The organism is Microcystis flos-aquae FACHB-1344 (assembly GCF_014698375.1).
In the GTDB taxonomy this organism is placed as follows: Bacteria; Cyanobacteriota; Cyanobacteriia; order Cyanobacteriales; family Microcystaceae; genus Microcystis; species Microcystis aeruginosa.
Map to the genome: position 1 here is coordinate 14,951 of NZ_JACJSW010000063.1, position 17,994 is coordinate 32,944.

At 41.1% G+C, this 17,994-nt stretch carries 19 protein-coding genes; 8 read left to right on the top strand and 11 right to left on the bottom strand.

The window, feature by feature from the left end:
* Positions 1–93: 93 nt before the first annotated feature.
* Genes H6G48_RS04795 through H6G48_RS04805 form a run of 3 tightly spaced genes read left to right on the top strand, consistent with a single transcriptional unit; the run spans position 94 to position 3,300 of the window.
* Positions 94–555: a cupredoxin domain-containing protein gene (locus H6G48_RS04795; RefSeq protein ID WP_190719633.1), complete on the top strand. Its 462-nt coding sequence runs from the start codon at positions 94–96 to the stop codon at positions 553–555.
* Entirely contained in the window at positions 552–1,637 is a 1,086-nt protein-coding gene (gene cax, locus H6G48_RS04800; protein ID WP_190719635.1) for a calcium/proton exchanger, read from the top strand. The genes H6G48_RS04795 and cax overlap by 4 nt, the downstream gene beginning before the upstream one ends.
* Positions 1,638–1,680: 43 nt before the next feature.
* On the top strand, positions 1,681–3,300 hold the full coding sequence (locus H6G48_RS04805; protein ID WP_190719639.1) for a S8 family serine peptidase: 1,620 nt from the start codon (positions 1,681–1,683) through the stop codon (positions 3,298–3,300).
* 88 nt (positions 3,301–3,388) lie between these two features.
* Here H6G48_RS04805 and H6G48_RS04810 read toward each other — a convergent pair whose 3' ends face one another.
* The 9 genes from H6G48_RS04810 to H6G48_RS04850 all read right to left on the bottom strand — a co-directional run bounded on the left by H6G48_RS04810 (position 3,389) and on the right by H6G48_RS04850 (position 12,716).
* Positions 3,389–4,657, bottom strand: a complete 1,269-nt coding sequence (locus H6G48_RS04810; protein ID WP_190719641.1) for a DNA cytosine methyltransferase — start codon at positions 4,655–4,657, stop codon at positions 3,389–3,391.
* Positions 4,658–4,742: 85 nt separating this feature from the next.
* Complete coding sequence (locus tag H6G48_RS04815; protein ID WP_190719643.1) at positions 4,743–5,381, bottom strand: HEPN domain-containing protein; 639 nt, start codon at positions 5,379–5,381, stop codon at positions 4,743–4,745.
* A 14-nt stretch (positions 5,382–5,395) separates the two neighbouring features.
* Positions 5,396–6,637 (bottom strand): DUF262 domain-containing protein, encoded by a 1,242-nt coding sequence (locus H6G48_RS04820; RefSeq protein WP_190719644.1) that lies wholly within the window; start codon positions 6,635–6,637, stop codon positions 5,396–5,398.
* A gap of 88 nt (positions 6,638–6,725) precedes the next feature.
* A complete protein-coding gene (guaA, locus tag H6G48_RS04825) occupies positions 6,726–8,351 on the bottom strand; it encodes a glutamine-hydrolyzing GMP synthase (protein WP_190719647.1) in 1,626 nt (541 codons plus the stop codon).
* 361 nt (positions 8,352–8,712) lie between these two features.
* On the bottom strand, positions 8,713–9,837 hold the full coding sequence (cbiD, locus tag H6G48_RS04830; protein ID WP_190719650.1) for a cobalt-precorrin-5B (C(1))-methyltransferase CbiD: 1,125 nt from the start codon (positions 9,835–9,837) through the stop codon (positions 8,713–8,715).
* Between the two features lie 191 nt (positions 9,838–10,028).
* Complete coding sequence (locus H6G48_RS04835; RefSeq protein ID WP_008206140.1) at positions 10,029–10,367, bottom strand: HepT-like ribonuclease domain-containing protein; 339 nt, start codon at positions 10,365–10,367, stop codon at positions 10,029–10,031.
* Positions 10,364–10,654 carry a nucleotidyltransferase family protein gene (locus H6G48_RS04840; protein ID WP_002800547.1) on the bottom strand — a complete coding sequence of 97 codons (291 nt, stop codon included), beginning with the start codon at positions 10,652–10,654 and terminating at the stop codon, positions 10,364–10,366. Before H6G48_RS04840 ends, H6G48_RS04835 begins: the two co-directional genes overlap by 4 nt.
* A gap of 65 nt (positions 10,655–10,719) precedes the next feature.
* Positions 10,720–11,550: a hypothetical protein gene (locus H6G48_RS04845; protein WP_190719653.1), complete on the bottom strand. Its 831-nt coding sequence runs from the start codon at positions 11,548–11,550 to the stop codon at positions 10,720–10,722.
* A 398-nt stretch (positions 11,551–11,948) separates the two neighbouring features.
* Positions 11,949–12,716 carry a DUF6816 family protein gene (locus H6G48_RS04850; protein ID WP_190719657.1) on the bottom strand — a complete coding sequence of 256 codons (768 nt, stop codon included), beginning with the start codon at positions 12,714–12,716 and terminating at the stop codon, positions 11,949–11,951.
* Positions 12,717–12,751: 35 nt separating this feature from the next.
* Between H6G48_RS04850 and era the strand changes: the two genes are divergently transcribed.
* From era to H6G48_RS04875, 5 genes are all read left to right on the top strand, one after another.
* Positions 12,752–13,708, top strand: a complete 957-nt coding sequence (era, locus tag H6G48_RS04855) for a GTPase Era (protein ID WP_190719660.1) — start codon at positions 12,752–12,754, stop codon at positions 13,706–13,708.
* Positions 13,709–13,865: 157 nt separating this feature from the next.
* Entirely contained in the window at positions 13,866–14,543 is a 678-nt protein-coding gene (locus tag H6G48_RS04860) for a uracil-DNA glycosylase family protein (protein WP_002750869.1), read from the top strand.
* A gap of 3 nt (positions 14,544–14,546) precedes the next feature.
* A complete protein-coding gene (gene rsmD, locus H6G48_RS04865) occupies positions 14,547–15,092 on the top strand; it encodes a 16S rRNA (guanine(966)-N(2))-methyltransferase RsmD (RefSeq protein ID WP_149987704.1) in 546 nt (181 codons plus the stop codon).
* Between the two features lie 544 nt (positions 15,093–15,636).
* On the top strand, positions 15,637–16,941 hold the full coding sequence (gene thrC / locus H6G48_RS04870) for a threonine synthase (RefSeq protein ID WP_002783420.1): 1,305 nt from the start codon (positions 15,637–15,639) through the stop codon (positions 16,939–16,941).
* A gap of 106 nt (positions 16,942–17,047) precedes the next feature.
* On the top strand, positions 17,048–17,323 hold the full coding sequence (locus tag H6G48_RS04875) for a MoaD/ThiS family protein (protein ID WP_002735127.1): 276 nt from the start codon (positions 17,048–17,050) through the stop codon (positions 17,321–17,323).
* Positions 17,324–17,535: 212 nt separating this feature from the next.
* Here the strand turns inward: H6G48_RS04875 and H6G48_RS04880 are convergent, their stop codons facing one another.
* Together H6G48_RS04880 and H6G48_RS04885 are read right to left on the bottom strand one after the other, a co-directional pair.
* The gene (locus H6G48_RS04880) at positions 17,536–17,811 is read right to left on the bottom strand and encodes a hypothetical protein (RefSeq protein WP_002742806.1); all 276 of its coding nucleotides are present in this window, start codon (positions 17,809–17,811) and stop codon (positions 17,536–17,538) included.
* A gap of 2 nt (positions 17,812–17,813) precedes the next feature.
* The gene (locus tag H6G48_RS04885; protein ID WP_061431120.1) at positions 17,814–17,993 is read right to left on the bottom strand and encodes a hypothetical protein; all 180 of its coding nucleotides are present in this window, start codon (positions 17,991–17,993) and stop codon (positions 17,814–17,816) included.
* Position 17,994: the final 1 nt, after the last annotated feature.

Sequence of the window (17,994 nt, forward strand, 5' to 3'; positions counted from 1 at the left end):
CAAAAGGCAAGAAGTAGTTAGATATGTGTAATTGATTGTGTCTAGCTACTTAAAAGCCGCCAGATTTTCTCTATTATAAGCTGGAGGAGCAAAATGAATTCTAATCCCTACTTCGCTGCCAAGTATATCTATCAAAAATTTGTGGCAGTAGTAATAGTTTTAATTAGTTGTTGGTTAGTGACTTTTCCAGCCTTCGCCGGCTCCGCCCCTCTAGAAGTTAAAATTAGTCTAGGCTCCGGCCAAGGAGAATTAAAATTCTTTCCTAGTCAATTAGACTTTATTGCCGGACAAAAATACAAATTAATCCTCGATAATCCCAGTCCCACTAAACATTATTTTACCGCTAAAGACTTCGCTGATGCTAGTTGGACGCAGAAAGTTGAAGCGGGAAAAGTGGAGATTAAAGGGGCGATTCACGAACTAGAATTAAAACCTAATGCACAGGCAGAATGGGTAATAGTTCCTCTCAAAACCGGTAAGTATAAATTAATCTGTACTATTCCGGGTCATGCCGAAGCGGGAATGGTGGGAGAAATCGCCATTAATAACCCATGAATTTAAGAAAAATTGTCTCCTTTGCTTTCCTATTATTTATTCCCCTATCGGTGGTCGCTAGTCGTCTTAATTGGGGAGATCAAGCTATTTTTATCACTGCCGCTTTATCGATCATTCCCCTGTCAATTTGGTTAAGTACGGCCGTGGAAAGAGTTGCCGTAGTCACCGGGCCAACTTTGGGAGGATTAGTTAATGCTATCTTCGGCAATACTACCACTTTAGTTATTGCCTTAATTGCCCTAAAAAAAGGCTTGGTGGACATCGTACAAGCCAGTATTACCGGTAGTATTCTCAGCGATTTATTATTATTTATGGGCATGGGAATGCTCACGGGAGGAATTCGCTACAAAGAGCAGGAATTTAAACCGATTTTAGCGCGGGTAAATGGTTCTTCCATGACTTTAGCAGTAATAGCGATCGCTTTACCAACTTTGGTAATATATACTTCTAACGTGGTGGAAGTTGCCGATATTCTCAGTCTTTCCCTAGTCACCGCCACGGTTTTATTAATAGTTTACGGGTTAACTTTATTATTTTCCCTCAAAACCCATAGCTATCTCTACGAAGTGGGATTAAGTAATGAAAATACCCCCGACAATCAGGTTAGTGAGGAAGAAAAAGCTCAAGTCTGGATTTGGTTACTTGTGCTGCTTACTTCCACCGTAGCTGTAGCTTATGAGTCGGATTTATTTGTTGATGTAGTGGAATCGGTGATGGAAGGATTTCATCTCACTCCTCTCTTTATCGGGGTGATTTTCATCCCTTTAATTAGCGATGTTTCTGGAATAGTTACCGTCACTCAATTAGCCCTAAAAAATCAGATGGATTTAACGGTTTCCGTGGCTATGGGTGATAGTTTATTGGTGGCTTTATTCGTGGCACCTTTATTAGTTTTTATCGGTCAATTTTGGCAGCAACCGATGGATTTAAATTTTAATCCCTTTAACGTGGTGGCTTTAATTGTAGCGGTGATTGTTACTAATTTAATCAGCTTTACTGGTCGTTCCAATTGGTTAGATGGAACCCTATTACTAGCCACCTATTTAATCTTGGCAGTAGCTTTTTATTACCATCCCGCCTAGCCAAAAAAGAGATTTAGGTATTTTCTGATATTTCTGTCTTAGAATGGATCGGTATCACCTTACCGCCGCAGGATTGCTGATGATGAAAAGAGGGTTTTGGTTTGTCGTCGGGTTAGTAGTAACGATAATTCTGCTTCCTTCCCTAGTTCTTTCTAATTCCATCGGTGAACAGGGAATTTATGCCGATCGCCTGCGGGCGGAACCCTATAATTTATTAGGGCGAAAAATTGCCATCGGTCAAGTGGAAATCGGACGACCGGCTCAGTTCGGTTATGATAAAGTGGCAGCTTGGCGACCTCCCTATAAGTTAGCCGGTGTTTTTTTTCGCGATCAAATTGCCAAACCCAACACCTATCTCGATAATCACGCCGCTATGGTGGCAACGGTGATGGTCAGTGATGATAAAAAAATCCCCGGAGTTGCCCCAAAAGCGAGATTATATTCGGGGGCGGTGGGTTCTTTGCGACGGGGCGGACAACCGGAAGAATGTCTGGCTAGTCAAAATATTGCCCGACAAAATAGCGGTGATGTGCGCGCCATTAACTTTAGTTTTGGGGAATCTTTGCAAAGAGATCAAAGACAGGAACCAAAATTAGATGGTCAAGCTTTATTAACTCAATGTGTTGATTGGTCATCGCGAGTTGATGATGTTCTTTATGTAATTGCTGGTAATCAAGGTAAGGGAGGAATTCCCATTCCCACCGATCATTTTAACGGCATTACTACCGCCTATACAGCGAAAAGAGAAGGAAAATTTACTAAAGTTGATTTTGCTAATATTAGTGCTTTGCCGGTGGGTATTGGTCGCAGTTTAATTAAACGGGAAATTAATGATGGTTCGCGGCGGTCAATTAATTTAGTTGCTCCCGGCAATAAAATAGAGCTTTATGACCTCAAAGGTAAATTAAATACTGTTAGTGGCACCAGTTTCGCCGCCCCTCATATTACGGCATCGGTGGCACTTTTACAAGAATACGGCGATCAACAAATTAATCAAAAAAATCCCCATTGGAGTGTCGATTCTCGTCATCATCAAGTGATGAAGGCAGTGATGCTTAACGCTGCCGATAAAATTAAAGATACGGGGGATGGGTTACGGTTAGGTATGAGACGGACGGTCTTAACTAAAGACCAAAAAACTTGGTTAGAGTCCGATGCTTATAAAGATCCGAAAATTCCTTTAGATATGCAGATGGGGACGGGACATCTTAACACTTTTCGCGCCTACCAACAGTTTAGTAATGGTCAATGGTCTGCCGCAGAATCTATTCCTGCCATTGGTTGGGATTACGGTACAGTTACCGCTAATGATTATCAAGATTATGCCCTAGAGAAGCCATTAAAAGCTAATAGTTTTGTCTCGATAACTTTAGCTTGGGATCGTTTAGTAGAACTAATCGATACTAACCGCAATAATCTCTATGATCTCGATGAAAGTTTCCGGGATCGCGGCCTGAATAATTTAGATGTTTATCTTTTACCTGCCCAGGAGGATAATAATGCTAAATACACCTGTGCTTCCCTGAGTGATAGTGATAGTTTAGAACATATTTTTTGTCCTGTCCCCATCTCTGGAAACTATAAAATTCGGGTTCAATATCGTCAACAAGTTAACGAGAAAGAACAAGCTTTTGCTCTCGCTTGGTGGACGGTTCCCGAATAATAAAAATGATAGTAAATCCTGTTTAAAAAGTATAGGAGAGTGGGAAGATGGGAGCGATTTTTTAAAGTTCGATTGGTAGTTAATCGTACTATCTCTGAGAGACACCTCGTTTTCTTTTCGGGATAACATCGTCGGGGATGCCCCAATAGTTTGATGCCTGAGACATATTATACAGCAATAATTCGGCTGGCATTTTTTCTAAAATAACTCGGTTGAGATTAGCGGTATTGATATTCATTGCTCCCATCACAGAAGAGCCAAGTTCTTTCGATAATAGCGGAATAACCGCGTTACCAATCTCACGAAAACCATGCCATATTGTGCGGTGAAACTGAAACCAATCGGGGAATGTATGTAATCTGGCGGCTTCTCGTACAGTAATACAACGAGGAATAGAATAGTGAATGGGTCTAGGAGCAGTATAGGCCCCTTTGTCACTATTAGTTCCGGCCCGGAGAGTATTACATAAACCAGTGGGAGAAAGCTTTAAAAAGCGACTTTTTGGTTCCACTGTACCCGGTTCGGTTATGATAAATCTATCAATTGATCTTTGGGTATGAACTGAGCCTATATGTCCATAGATTTTTGTATCTACTGTTCTTTGATGGCAAAGTTTAAAAATATCCCCTGGCTGCACTGAATATTTTTTCCTCTTACCACTATAATCTAATTTTGATGCAGGTATGCCTAAATCAGTATCGATAAAGGCAGGTATTAATTCTAAATCTGAAATCGCATCATAGACGCTGGTAAAAGCTGATTTTTTGGCTGAGTTTAAATCGACGGTCTTTGTCAAAGGATATTTAGCCATCGGCACGTCTTTTCGACTACCAATTAAGATTAATCTTCTGCGCTTTTGTGGTGCGCCATATTCACTGGCATCAAGGATTTTAATTGGCTGATTAATTGTATAGCCAATAGCTTCAAATTCAGAAATTAACTCCTCTAAAAATTGTTTGTGTTTACCCGTAGCCATGCCGGGGACATTTTCAAAGATAAAATACTTGGGTTTAATTTCTGCTACAATCCGCAGATATTCAAATACAAGAGAATTTCTAGGATCATCTATTTGTCGTTTACCAATCAATGAAAAACCTTGGCAGGGGGGACCGCCGGCAATTAAACTAACATCGGTGGCATAGCCTTTTAGTTTTAATAATTCCCATATTTCTCTACTTGTTACTTTGGCTATATCCCGGCAGATAGTTTGACAATAGGGAAAGTTAAAATGATGAACCAAGGAATGGACTGCATCAAACTCCACCGCTACAGCAATATCAAATCCCGCCGCTTCTAGACCAAGGGACATCCCACCGCAGCCGGCAAATAAATCGATCGCAATTGGTCTATGTTTCACTTTGATGATTAGCTCTCTATTCTCTGCCTTTCATTATACTGTATTTTTGATATAATTAACACTTTAAATTTTATTAAGAGGGCAATTACTCGAGCAATTTAGTAATCAATTGATCGACTTTCTCTAATTCTTGAATAATTTGTTTAACTCTCTCTAATTCGTCGGCAGGGTTAGGCGGTTGTTTCGTTTTTCTTGCCGAAGAATGAGCGATTTCACCGCGTGCTTCTCCAAAAGTATCCATATTTAGTAACCAAACTTGATCTAATTCATCACTATCGATGCCGATTGGTAAGAGTAATTTTAATAGGTTAGTTTCTTTAATCCCATGATTTTGATCGATAACTGATTTAAAACATCTAATCGCTATGTCAATTTTTTTAGTGATTTTTAGTTTATCTTCAGGCAGATTTTTCTTACCTTTAAGAGGAGTAAGGGTGTCGGGAGGAGCTTCCATTTCTTGACCAGAAAAAGCGATTACACATAACAAAACTCCCCTAGCTTTACCTTGATTATCCCAGATATTTTTTGCTGTCTGTACGGTCTCCCAAACTCGATCTTCAAGATAAGATTCAATCTCAGCATGAGCAAAAACTCGATAGGCAAAAGTTAAAGCTAATTGTCTTTCAGAATAGTCATTTATCTCGCTAAATTTACGAGGTAGGAATTGTCTTTTTAGTCGAGTCAATTCTCTGGTTAGTTGTCTAAATCTTAGAGATTTCGGCATAGTAAAAAAACTAACTATCTTAACCCCTTAAAAATAATACGGTTATCTTCCATCTGAGGAATATTGAAGTTAATATCTAATACTTTTGATAAAGCTTGACCCCATAAATGAAAACGATTGTAAGTTGCTCTAATACTTTTAGTAGTTTTTTCTACTGAGTTCCTAAATTCATTGTCAGGGTTAGATAATAATTCTTTAAAAGCATTTTCTATCTGTTCTTTGTTTTTCTCGGCAGCTGCTCTAATTAGATCATCGCAAAAGTAAAAAACCATCACATCTAAAATTGCTCGATTGAACTGACTTCGATAAGTTGCCGATTCAGGCAGCCAGAGACGAGAAAAGTTTTTCTCTCCAAAAATATTAATTGTTGTTTGGACAGCTTTTTCAAATTGATCAACAACATTGATAATTTCATCTGAGCGTTTTTCCCATTCTTGATTGAAATTTTGACAGGTTTTATCTAGAAGTATCTTAACATCACCGCGATAATCGGATAAATAATAATGAAAAGCTACATAACGCAATAGTATATCAGTGTCGCGCATCCGGAAATCGGGATAGGAAGATTTAAATATTTTCTTTAATGCTTGACTTTCGATCGCTCGATCATCTAAAAAATTAATAAAACCCCCTGGGTGTAATGCTTGTCTTAATTCTTGAGAAGACAAAGGGGTATTTTCCACATTGAGACGCAGAAAAATTTTATGGAGGAAACTCTCCGTTTTCCAATTACGGATAACAATCGTGCGGATAGTTTGATTATCCAGTTGGTCTGAGATATCATTTAAATTGAAGTCATTTTCTATATCCTGATATTGGCAGCCATTGAGATTATCTAGAAATTCTAAATCTTTTAAAGTAAAACTATTATTAGGTGTGGCACTGTCACCATAAAACTGTAAAATTGTTAGTAGGCGTTGTTTGCCATCAAGAACGATAAATTTCCCTTTTTCCTTATTATTAGTAGCTAAGACAATCAGTGGGACTGGAAACCCTAGAATTAGGGATTCAATAAATCGACTTTTACGAGTAATATTCCAAGCATCTCGTCTTTGAAAGCGCGGATTGAGTTGAATATTTTCTCGAATTAATTGATCGCGGATCGTTGCGGTAGTCCAATCACTGCTGGCAACAACAGTCTCGGAGATTTCTTTGAGTTGTAGCTTTTTTTGGTTTGCTGATTCTCCTGCAATATCTTCTTCTTCTTCCGCAAAATCCACCGCTTCTATTTCTTCTAAAATCTCTAACTGTGTCATGGTAGTAATTAATCTCCTCAATTGTCTATTCTGCAAAAATCCCGCCCCAATATTTGGACGGGACTAACAATCAATCAATAATTCAATACTACTCCCATTCTATAGTTCCGGGGGGCTTAGAAGTAATATCATAAACCACGCGGTTAACTCCCTTAACTTCATTGACAATGCGATTAGAAATTGTCTCCAATAAATCATAGGGAACCCGGGACCAATCGGCAGTCATTCCGTCTTCACTGCTGACTAAACGTAGGACAATGGGATAAGCGTAGGTGCGTTGATCTCCCATCACTCCCACACTGCGGACAGGCAATAAAACCGCGAAAGCTTGCCAGAAATCGTGATACATTCCCTGCTTATTAATCTCGTCGCGCACCACCCAATCTGCATCGCGCAAAATATTTAATTTATCTGCGGTGACTTCCCCTAAAATGCGAATTGCTAAACCGGGGCCGGGGAAAGGTTGACGACGAACAATTTCTTCCGGAAGACCAATTGATCGGCCTAATTTTCTCACCTCATCCTTAAATAATTTTCGCAGGGGTTCGACTAATTTAAACCGGAGATTTTTCGGCAGTCCACCAACGTTATGATGACTTTTAATTTTAACCGCGACTCTTTCCCCGGTTTTGGGATCCACATTACTATCGGCCGATTCAATCACATCGGGATATAAAGTTCCTTGGGCCAGATAATCAAAGGGTCCCAAACGATTCGATTCTTCTTCAAACACCTGAATAAATTCATGGCCGATACGACGGCGCTTTTCCTCGGGATCCGTGACGCCGGCCACTTGCGCTAAAAATCGCTCTCTAGCGTTGACATACTCGACTCTAATATGGAATTGCTCGTTAAATATCTGCATTAATCGTTCTGGTTCACCCTTACGCATGAATCCCTGATCGATAAACATACAGGTTAGTTGATCACCGATCGCTCGATGCAAGAGGAATGCTAAGGTAGAGGAGTCCACACCGCCGGATAAAGCCAATAAAACTCGCTTATCGCCCACTTTTGCCCTAATTTCTCGGATCGATTCCTCGACAAAAGCTTCCGTGGTCCAAGTGGGTTCGCATTTGCAGATATGATAGACGAAATTGCGAATTAAGGCGATTCCTCCCACAGAATGGACAACTTCCGGGTGAAACTGCACTCCAAAGAGTTTTTTCTTGTGATCGGCAATGGCCGCACAATCGGTATTATCGGTATGAGCGAGAATTTCAAAACCCGCGGGCAATTCCACGCAGGAATCCCCGTGACTCATCCAAGCGGTGGAACCGTCCTCGACATTGGTTAATAAATCGGTAGGATCGTTGATAAATAGGGATGCTTTGCCGTATTCAGCCCGTTTTGCCCGTTCTACCCTGCCCCCTAACTGCTGTACCATCAATTGCATCCCGTAGCAAACTCCGAGGATGGGTACACCTAAATTCCAAATTTCGGGATCACAGTGGGGCGCTCCAGGATCATAGACGGAATTGGGACCGCCCGAAAGAATTATTCCTTTCGGGTTGATTTGGGCCAATTGTTCAGCACTGGTACGATAGGAGAGAACTTCGGAGTAAACGTTCGTTTCCCTGATTCTGCGGGCGATTAATTCAGAATACTGGGAGCCAAAGTCAAGAATGATGATTATTTGACGATTAAGGCTATTAGTGAAGGACTCTGAGGGCAAAGTCTCTTGGGGGGTGGGAAGGGGGGTTTGAGTTGTCACTGCGATCAAAAAAAGAAACTGGCAGGAAAAGGTTAAAGATTTGTGAACTAAATCGGCTATTGTTCTGGAAATAAGCTACAATAGTATCGCCTTATTAGTTTCATTTTTTAAGACTAAATAGGGCTTGCTGAATAAATGTGAAATGTAGGCAAAGTAAGGGTTTTGGGGCTTTACGAGCGAAACAGGTGCAAGATTTTGAGAGAATCGTCGTTCAAAACCTTGCGTCTTCATCGGCCCGCGTCCTGTAGGGGCGAAGCATTCGGGCAATAACCTATCGGTGAAACCGTAGATTTTCTATCCGAATGCTTCGCCCGTACTTTTTCAGCAAGCCCTAAAGATTCCCACGATCATAGCACGGTCACTAGGGAGTGACTTGTAGATTTTGCAAAAATTTAAGGCCATTTTCGCTTTTGCTGATCAAAGAACGAGAGCGATCGAATAAAATACAACCGACCCTAAGATGACCGTTACTGTGGTTATAAACGTATTCTTGGCAACGGCGATCAATCGTATTAGCCATTTCTCCATAGATGCGTTCCACCCAATTATCGCCCGTTTGCCGGTCTAATTGACGCAGATATTCCAGACCGTTTTCGCTGGTGCTACTGTCAAAAATTTGCTGGAGATGGGGGGTAGCTAAACCCATTTTAGCGGCGTAGGCGGTAAGAATTTCCCGACGACCATCGGCGAGATGATGGTGAGTCTGAAAGATTCCCCCGGCAAGTTTAATTAATTTACCGTGATAACCAAACAAAAGAATTTCAGAGATTCCCTGTAATTGTGCCTCTAATAACATCGGCCCGATCCAATTGGCTGTTTTTACCAAAATATCAGGATTAATACCCATTTGAGGGGCTAAATCTAAGCCATTTTCCCCGATACAAAACACCAAGCGATCGAAACGACGGGATAAATTTTTCAATTGCTCGCGAAAGATTTCCAACTGTCCGGGAGCGCTGAGGGGTTGGGAAATGCCAGTGGTACCCAACAAAGATAACCCCTCTACCACGCCAAAAGCGGCGTTAGAAGTCCTTGTGGCCAGTTTTTTGCCTTCTGGAAGGATAATCGTCACTTTGATGCTTTCTTGGGGCAGTAACAGGGGTCTGAGGTTTTCTTGCAGCAGACGCTGGGCATAACTATAAATAGCTGATTTTCCGCCATTATCAACCTGGATGCCGATTCCTTCGCCGCCTTGAATCTCTATCTCTTGATTACCCGTCTTTATTTCTACTAACGCCCATATAGGGGTATTTCTAGTTAAATCTAAATTATCCCCCGGATCGCTGCGGGTGATGGCTAGGGCAGCATCGGGGTTCAGTCGGGCAACTTGTTCGATGGCAATTGTAACGGCTTCTGGCGGTTCTAAAAGATTAAAAGTAACGGAATTTAGCTCATTTTCGCCGTGGAGATGCTGGAGAGATGCGATCGCACTGGCACAGGCAAAAACCGGTAAAGTGTAACCCGAACGGGGTGGGGAGATAGACATAAATAGGGTTGATAGCCAATCAAATTAGCCGTAATCTGATTATAGAACTAGGGGGCAACCGCTGCTATTTTTGATGATTCTTTGACATCCTCACCACGCTATCTTTTTAAGGATAGTGGCTGAATGGGTTTGATACTTGACCAAAAAAATGCCTAATCGCTTAGGTCTTACCTCCATGTTGTCAACTGATTTTAATTATTTTCATTAGCAATAATTTGCTGAATTTGTTGTTTTAATTTAGGTAAATTATCTTTAATAACTCCCCAAACTTCATCTACATTGATTCCCGTGTAGCTATGGATTAAAATATCTCGAAACCCTGCAATTTTACGCCAAGTAATTTCAGGATATTTTTTTCTAATCTCAGGAGAGAGTTGTTTAACAGCTTCTCCAATGACTTCAAAACAGCGAATCACAGCATCTTGAATTAATAAGGATTGATAGAATCTGTCTTTTCCCTCCTGTGTATAAGATTCGATTCGTTCAATTCTGTCTAAAATATCACCTAAATAAATTAAGTCATCATTCATAAAGGAATCACCTCTTTCATGATTCTTTCCCGAAAACAATCTCGTAAACTGTTAATAGTAGCCACATCAACCTTACAGCCTAAATAATCTTCTAAGTCTTGAATTAAACCAATTCTATCTAATAAGTTGCGCCCTTGTTCCATTTCTACTAAAAAGTCAATATCACTGTCATTGCTGTCTTCTCCTCTGGCAACTGATCCAAATATTAGAATATTAAATGCTCCATGTTTTCGAGCAATTTTTATAATATTTTCTCGTCTTTCTTTAAGAAGTTGATAGCGTTTCATTTTCATAATTTCCCGAATCACTCAATACTTTTTTGGGCAAGCAATATTAGTTTTTCCTACAATAATTATAGCATTTTACCCGTACATAACCAATATAAGGGTTCAATTATGCCAAAAGGTTGCCATTCTTGAGGATTTCTAATCACGGCCAATGTTCCCTCTTTACTTTTTGATTGAATAATTGAATTAGGGTCGCAATATTGACCAAATACTCCGAAGGATGAAGTGGTAAAATATTCAACTTTTCCCTTGTCCTCCTGAGTCCAATTTTCTAGGATTGCATACATTTTAGGAAAGCGTCTTTGCACCAGACCACGAGGATCATCTCGATTAACCCAAAGTTCTGATAAATCACATTTCGTGACAGCAAAAGCGATACGACAACCTTGCGGGTTACGCTGTGTTAAATCTGTAGTAAATTTTTCTAAAGACTTAGCATATACCTCATCTTCTCGATGAGATGTTCCATCTATTGGTAAGAAATATCCACCTATATCACTAAATAAATCATCATAATATTCTGTGAAGTTATTAGATGATGAAAACTCTTTAATATCTCTCAAGAGAGTATCTGGCATATCGTAGATATCAAATGAAACTTTTTCTGTATTTTTAGTCCAAAATAATCCTTTTATTTCCAGAGTAATAGTAAAACTATATAAAGGATGATAGCAAAAGCTATCGTAAAATTGTGTTACTTCTAACATCACTTGCTCTTTTAAAATGTTTTCTGCCTTATAACTCAATTTTCTTTCATACGAGTCCGCACTAATCGGTGTTACTTGACAAGATAAAACCTTTTTAGATTTTACCTGATGTTTTTGATGATAAGCTAAAGTCGCAAGATAAGTGCTTAATCCTGCTGCAGAAGAACCTATACCTATGATAATAGTCATAACATTACCTCAGAGAAATAGTGTGTTTAAAAAGGTTGAACAACTAGACGATTAACCCCACCTACAAACCCATCAAAGACCAATTCAAGAAAAAGAAACTTAGCTCACATTGAGCAATTAATGGCGGTGGGAGCCTCACTTTCTTGGCCGAGTAAAAGGCAGTATAACTGAACTTCCCCGTTGACAAAAGGCCATAACATCTGCTGTAGGAGGGATTAAGAGTATTCAAGCAAATCGTCCCCAAGTCCTTCAATAAAGTCCGAAAACTAGGTCCGGGAAAGTTCTCTTAATTCCTTTTGGACATAATCTTAGGTTTTATGGCTAGGATTGTCTCTTGTCTTTTTTCTCCTCCTGTCTCCTCATCTAAGGGAAGATTGTTGATTTTTACAGGAGTTCTATTAATCTTTCAGCAATTGTAAGCGATAACGATACAAAGCCACAGGACGATTCGGCGCTTGGAAATAATCAGGAGATTGGGGGGAAAGATAAATGGCTGTCACCTGATCGCCTAGAATTTTATTAGGAGATAATAACTGATAGGCGGTGGTGGTTTCCACCTCATTAAGATAAGTATTGGTTTCTCCCCGGAAAATTTGTTGACTAATTTCTGTGGCAATAAATTGATTTCGGCTAGGAGTTTCGCTATTTCTGGCAATTACCGTGGAAATTAGTTGATGAGCGCCCCGTAAAAAGGTAATCTGACGATTGGGATTATTGGGGTCAGTTTTTACCGATAATACCGATTGATTACCTAAATAGGCGCGACTAATTGCTAAACCATTAAAGGATCGATCGGCCACAGTTGATGGTTTACTGATAATGGTGGATAAAAAGGCAGCATTTATCGGTCTGGACATAGCTTTCTCAATGAATCTCACTGGAAACTCGATCGATTGTTCTAGGTAACGACGATTACTTTCAAAACCAGGTGTGATAATCTGGGGAGCAAGAGGAGCGGTTAAATCGATCAGAGTACTGGTGACAGTCCAATTGCCTACCATCCAATCGGGATAAACTAAATCTCCGCTGGCAAAACTAACCACCGGTTTAGTCATCCAGCGAGGATAATCGGTTAAGCGATCGCTTAAATTTCCTGCCATAGACAATTTTAAATGGTTACTACAGCCTAGAATCAATACTAACAAGAACAAAATTATCCTTTGCATGGGTAAAAATATTTTTTAAGTAATATTCTTTAATTATGAACGATTTGATCAACTCCCAAGCCTTTAATCTCGATTCGGCAGTAATTCCCATCGCACCCACTGGTTTTAAATCGGGTTTTATTGGCATTATTGGTCGTCCTAATGTGGGCAAATCCACCCTGATGAATCAATTAGTGGGACAAAAAATCGCCATTACTTCTCCCATCGCTCAAACTACCCGCAACCGTTTACGCGGCATTGTCACCGGCGAGCGCTCCCAGATGATTTTTGTCGATACCCCCGGCATTCACAAGCCTCATCACGAATTAGGCAAAGTTTTAGTTAAAAATGCCGAAAACGCCATAAATTCTGTAGATTTAGTTTTACTTGTTGTCGATAGTAGTAATTTTTTGGGTAGTGGCGATCGCTATATTGCCGATTTACTGACTAAAAACCAAACTCCCACGATTTTAGGGCTAAATAAAGCCGATCAGCAACCGGAAGACCCGGAGCCTATCGACGATAGTTATCGCACCTTAGCGGCGGAAAATAACTGGCCTCTGCTCAAGTTTTCGGCACTGGAGGGGACGGGAATCGAAGAACTGCAAAATCTGTTAACTGATTCCCTCGAAGTCGGTCCCTATTACTATCCCCCCGATTTAGTCACCGATCAACCGGAAAGGTTTATTATGGGCGAATTAATCCGCGAACAGATTTTACGGCAAACCCGTCAGGAAATTCCCCATTCTGTGGCAGTGGTGATTGAACGCGTCGAGGAAACTCCCGCTTTAACCAAGGTTTTTGCCGCCATTAACGTGGAACGAGCTTCCCAAAAAGGGATCGTCATCGGTAAAAATGGCAGTATGTTAAAAGCGATCGGCTCTTCGGCTCGATCGGCTATTCAAAAGTTAATCGCCGGGGAGGTATATTTAAAATTATTTGTGAAGGTAGAACCAAAATGGCGACAATCTCGCTCACTTTTAGCAGAATTTGGCTATCGCACCGAGGAGTGAATTGGGGTGTAGGGTGTAGGGTGTAGGGTGTGGGGTGTGGGGTGTAGGGTGTGGGGAGAAGGAAGAATAAATAAAAATAATCTCCTGAAGACTGAAGACTGATAATTTTCATTTTTGTAGTAGAATGGAGAGCCACTAATAACCGATTTCTGGAATAATGACCGATATTAAAACCCTAATTAAACAGGTACACCAAGAGGCAAAAAAAGAGGATTTTCCCATCGATACCCTAATTTACCAAGAGGCCAAAAAAGACCCCTTTGAACCGGTTTTGTATGCAGGTAATCTGGCTAGTCAGTTATGCTTTTTTGGGCGGGATTTAGGACGAGATGAAGTGTATGCAGGACAACCTTTGATCGGGGCTGCCGGTAGAATGGTGAGAGAGGGATTTTTTCAAGCTTGGCAGGGGAGAAAATCTCATGATCGTCAAGAGTTATTATCCGTGTGCGATCGAATTTTCCTAACTAATACAGTTCCCTACAAACCTCCGGGTAATAAAGCTTATTCTGGGGAAGTGAAAGATCGTTTTCGTCCATTTATAGAAAAACTGCTCGTTTTTTATTGGCAAGGTGATCATATCATTCCCCTTGGCACGGAAGCTTTTAAATGGTTTGAACCCTACGGTAAACCGAAAGAAGTAGATAAATTCTATCTTGATAAAGAACGCTTTACCAAAAAACTGCTAGTTACCCTTACCGCTACCGATGAAGATGGATTAAAACAGCAAAAGAAAGTGACTTTATTGCCTCTCCCCCATCCCTCTCCTCTCAATCAAAGATACTATGCTCTTTTTCCTGATTTATTACAAAAAAGATTAACTGAATTTGCCTTTTAACTAATGAGAATTTACGGCAATCGTCCCATAAAAACCCTAGCAGGACAATTAACCCGTCCGACGACAGCAAGGGTGCGAGAAGCTTTATTTAATATCTGGCAACAGAAATTATCCGGCTGTCGTTGGTTGGATCTTTGTGCGGGTAATGGTTCCATGGGTGCGGAAGCTTTATGTCGAGGTGCGAGTCTAGTAATCGGAATTGAACAATCAGGACGCGCTGGCGAAATTATCAAGGAAAATTGGCGCAATTTAGCAACTTCTCCCCAGCAATTCCAAGTAATTCGGGGGGATGTACTGACAAAGTTAGCCACTTTAGCGGGGAAAAGTTTTGATTTAATTTATTTTGACCCTCCCTACGAAAGCGGTTTATATTTACCGGTACTAACTGCCATCTCTCAATTTAATTTATTAGATTCTCTGGGGGAAATTGCCGTGGAACATAATCCCAAATCTTGGCAAGCAATTAATCTAGAAGGTTTAACCATTTGTCGTCAGAAACGCTACGGCAATACCACCTTAACTTTTTATCAAAAAGCAGATGTCTCCTGACCACTGACTCTTAAGGTTTGATCCCCCCTGCCCCCGTAGGGTTGATTCATGAATCAACCCTACCTTCCTAGGGAGAAGGGAGAATAAATAAAAATAATCTCCTGCCGACCGCCGGAAATGGTCAATTTTATTTGGCAACCCAGAAAAATTATTATTTCTCAACAAAATCACATAATTTGTCACTTTTCTTGACAATTATCCTGAGCAACCCGAGAAACTTTCTGGCAACCGCAGTTAATCGCCCCCTGTTTAAGCTATTTAAAGAAAAATCAGAGCTTATTTCGATAAAATTCGCAGTAAATAGGCTATAGCCTCCTAAAACACTTAAATCCCTTCTCCTAGTCCTTTTTTTGACCTAAAACTACCCCGAAGTTTCCTGACACAGCAGCTTAACCATCTCCCCTTAACCCTTGCTGCTCCCCAGATTATCCCCTAATTTTTGTATAAATTTATACCCGACAAAAATAGTCGGGTATATTTGACACCAAGATTTTGGGAGTGATAGGATGCTTGTAGATTCAGTTGACGGCAAGACAGGAAAATCATGACCCTAGCGACAAACATCGAAACCTCAAAATTCATCCCCACCTTTACCCGCTTGGTTTCTAAGGAAGGAGGGACTTCTTACCCCCTGAAAGCGCTGAATATCTGCGAAGAAACCTTTGCCCCCCTGGAAGTGGACTACGATTACGACCTCATCCGTCGCACTGTCACCAGAGAAAGCATTCAAGCAGGTCCCAATTCCATCTGGCGCTATCGTTCCTTTTTGCCGGTGGAAAGTGAAAATCCTATCGATGTGGGTACGGGTATGACTCCCCTAGTTAAATCCCACCGTTTAGCCCGGCGCTTGGGTCTAAAAAATCTCTACATTAAAAATGATGCCGTCAATATGCCCACTCTCAGCTTCAAAGATAGAGTGGTATCCGTCGCCCTTACCCGCGCCAAAGAATTAGGTTTTACCACCGTTTCCTGTGCTAGTACGGGAAATCTGGCCAATTCCACCGCCGCTATTGCCGCTCACGCCGGTTTAGACTGTTGTGTTTTCATTCCCTCCGATTTAGAAGCGGGTAAAATTCTCGGAACCCTAATCTATAATCCCACGGTAATGGCGGTTAAAGGCAATTACGATCAGGTCAACCGTCTCTGTTCAGAAGTGGGCAATACCTACGGTTGGGGTTTTGTCAACATCAATCTGCGTCCCTACTATTCCGAAGGTTCCAAAACCTTAGGCTTTGAAGTGGCCGAACAATTAGGCTGGAAACTCCCCGATCATATTGTCGCACCTTTAGCCAGTGGTTCCCTCTTTACCAAGATTTATAAAGGCTTCCAAGAATTCGTCAAAGTCGGTTTGGTGGCAGATAAAGCAGTGCGTTTTAGTGGCGCTCAAGCGGAGGGTTGTTCCCCCATTGCCCAAGCTTTCAAGGAAGGACGGGATTTTGTCGCCCCAGTTAAACCCAATACTATCGCCAAATCGATCGCTATTGGTAATCCCGCCGATGGTGTTTATGCCCTTGATATTGCGCGTAAAACCGGCGGTAATATTGAATCCGTCACCGATGCCGAAATTATCGAAGGTATTAAACTTTTGGCAGAAACGGAAGGCATTTTCACGGAAACCGCGGGCGGTACAACTATCGCTGTCTTGAAAAAATTAGTAGAAGCGGGTAAAATCGACCCCGAAGAAACCACGGTCGTTTATATCACTGGTAATGGTCTAAAAACCCAAGAAGCGGTACAGGGTTATATCGGTGAACCCCTGTTAATCGAACCGAAATTAGAAAGCTTTGAACGGGCCCTAGAACGTTCCCGCACCCTCGAACGCCTCGAATGGCAACAGGTTCTCGTCTAGAATTGATGCTCAGGGATGATGGGGCAATTATTCCCTTGCCTCATCTCCACAAGCAATTTAAATTCGCGCGCAGCTTACCGTCCTTTCCACTTTTTCCTTGATATCTATGGCTGTAAAAGTTCTCATTCCTACTCCCCTGCAAAAATTTACAGAAAATAAGGCTACCATCGAGTGTAGTGCTAGTAGTGTCGGTGATTTAATCGAATCCTTAGAAGCAAGTTTCCCCGGTATTAAGGCCCGCTTATGCGATGAAGAGGGCGCACCCCGGCGCTTTTTAAATTTCTACGTCAACAGTGAAGATATTCGCTTCCTCGATGGGACAAAAACCCCCTTAAAAGATGGCGATGAAGTCAGTATCGTTCCTGCGGTGGCTGGAGGTTAACGTCCCCATAAGTTTGTTTTCCGTCAATTGTAATTAGACCCCTAGAAAGTGATGTTTTCTGGGGGCTTTTATTCAGGTAAGTTCTAAGCTGCCCGCGCATTTAAGTAGGGAGGCAGAATTATTTGTAGGATGGGTTAGCGGTAGCGTAACCCATGCGGGCGTTGGGTTTCATGCTTCAACCCAACCTACGTTCTACACTAGCAATATTTAGTTCATTTTTCGGTATCTTTTGAGACTTTTTTATCGGATATTTTCCAAGTCCGTCCTTGACAGTAAACTTGGCCATCTTTAATCTGAACGCCAAAAACCTGACGGGCTAATTGTAAAATTTCTTTACGTTCTTCATCGGTTAAATAATCATTTCCTTTTCTTCCGCTAGGGCAGATTTTTTGGTCGCCTCCTGCTTCTAGATAACGCTGTCTTCCTTTGGCTGCAATTTCGCCAATTCTTTCGTATTCTTGCTGTTGAAGTTCTGTCGGTTTTTTCATGGTTAAAGCATCCATTCTAGGGGAACAATTTCGCCATTAGGCAATAAGTATGATCTGGGCAATGTTAGACTAGAAGTAATGATTAGCCAAGCTCCATTATCTTCATCATAGACTCTAAAGAGCAGGAGTCCCAAAGTTTCAAGAGCATTTAAGACAAGATACTGTTCTTCTGTAGGTTCCACT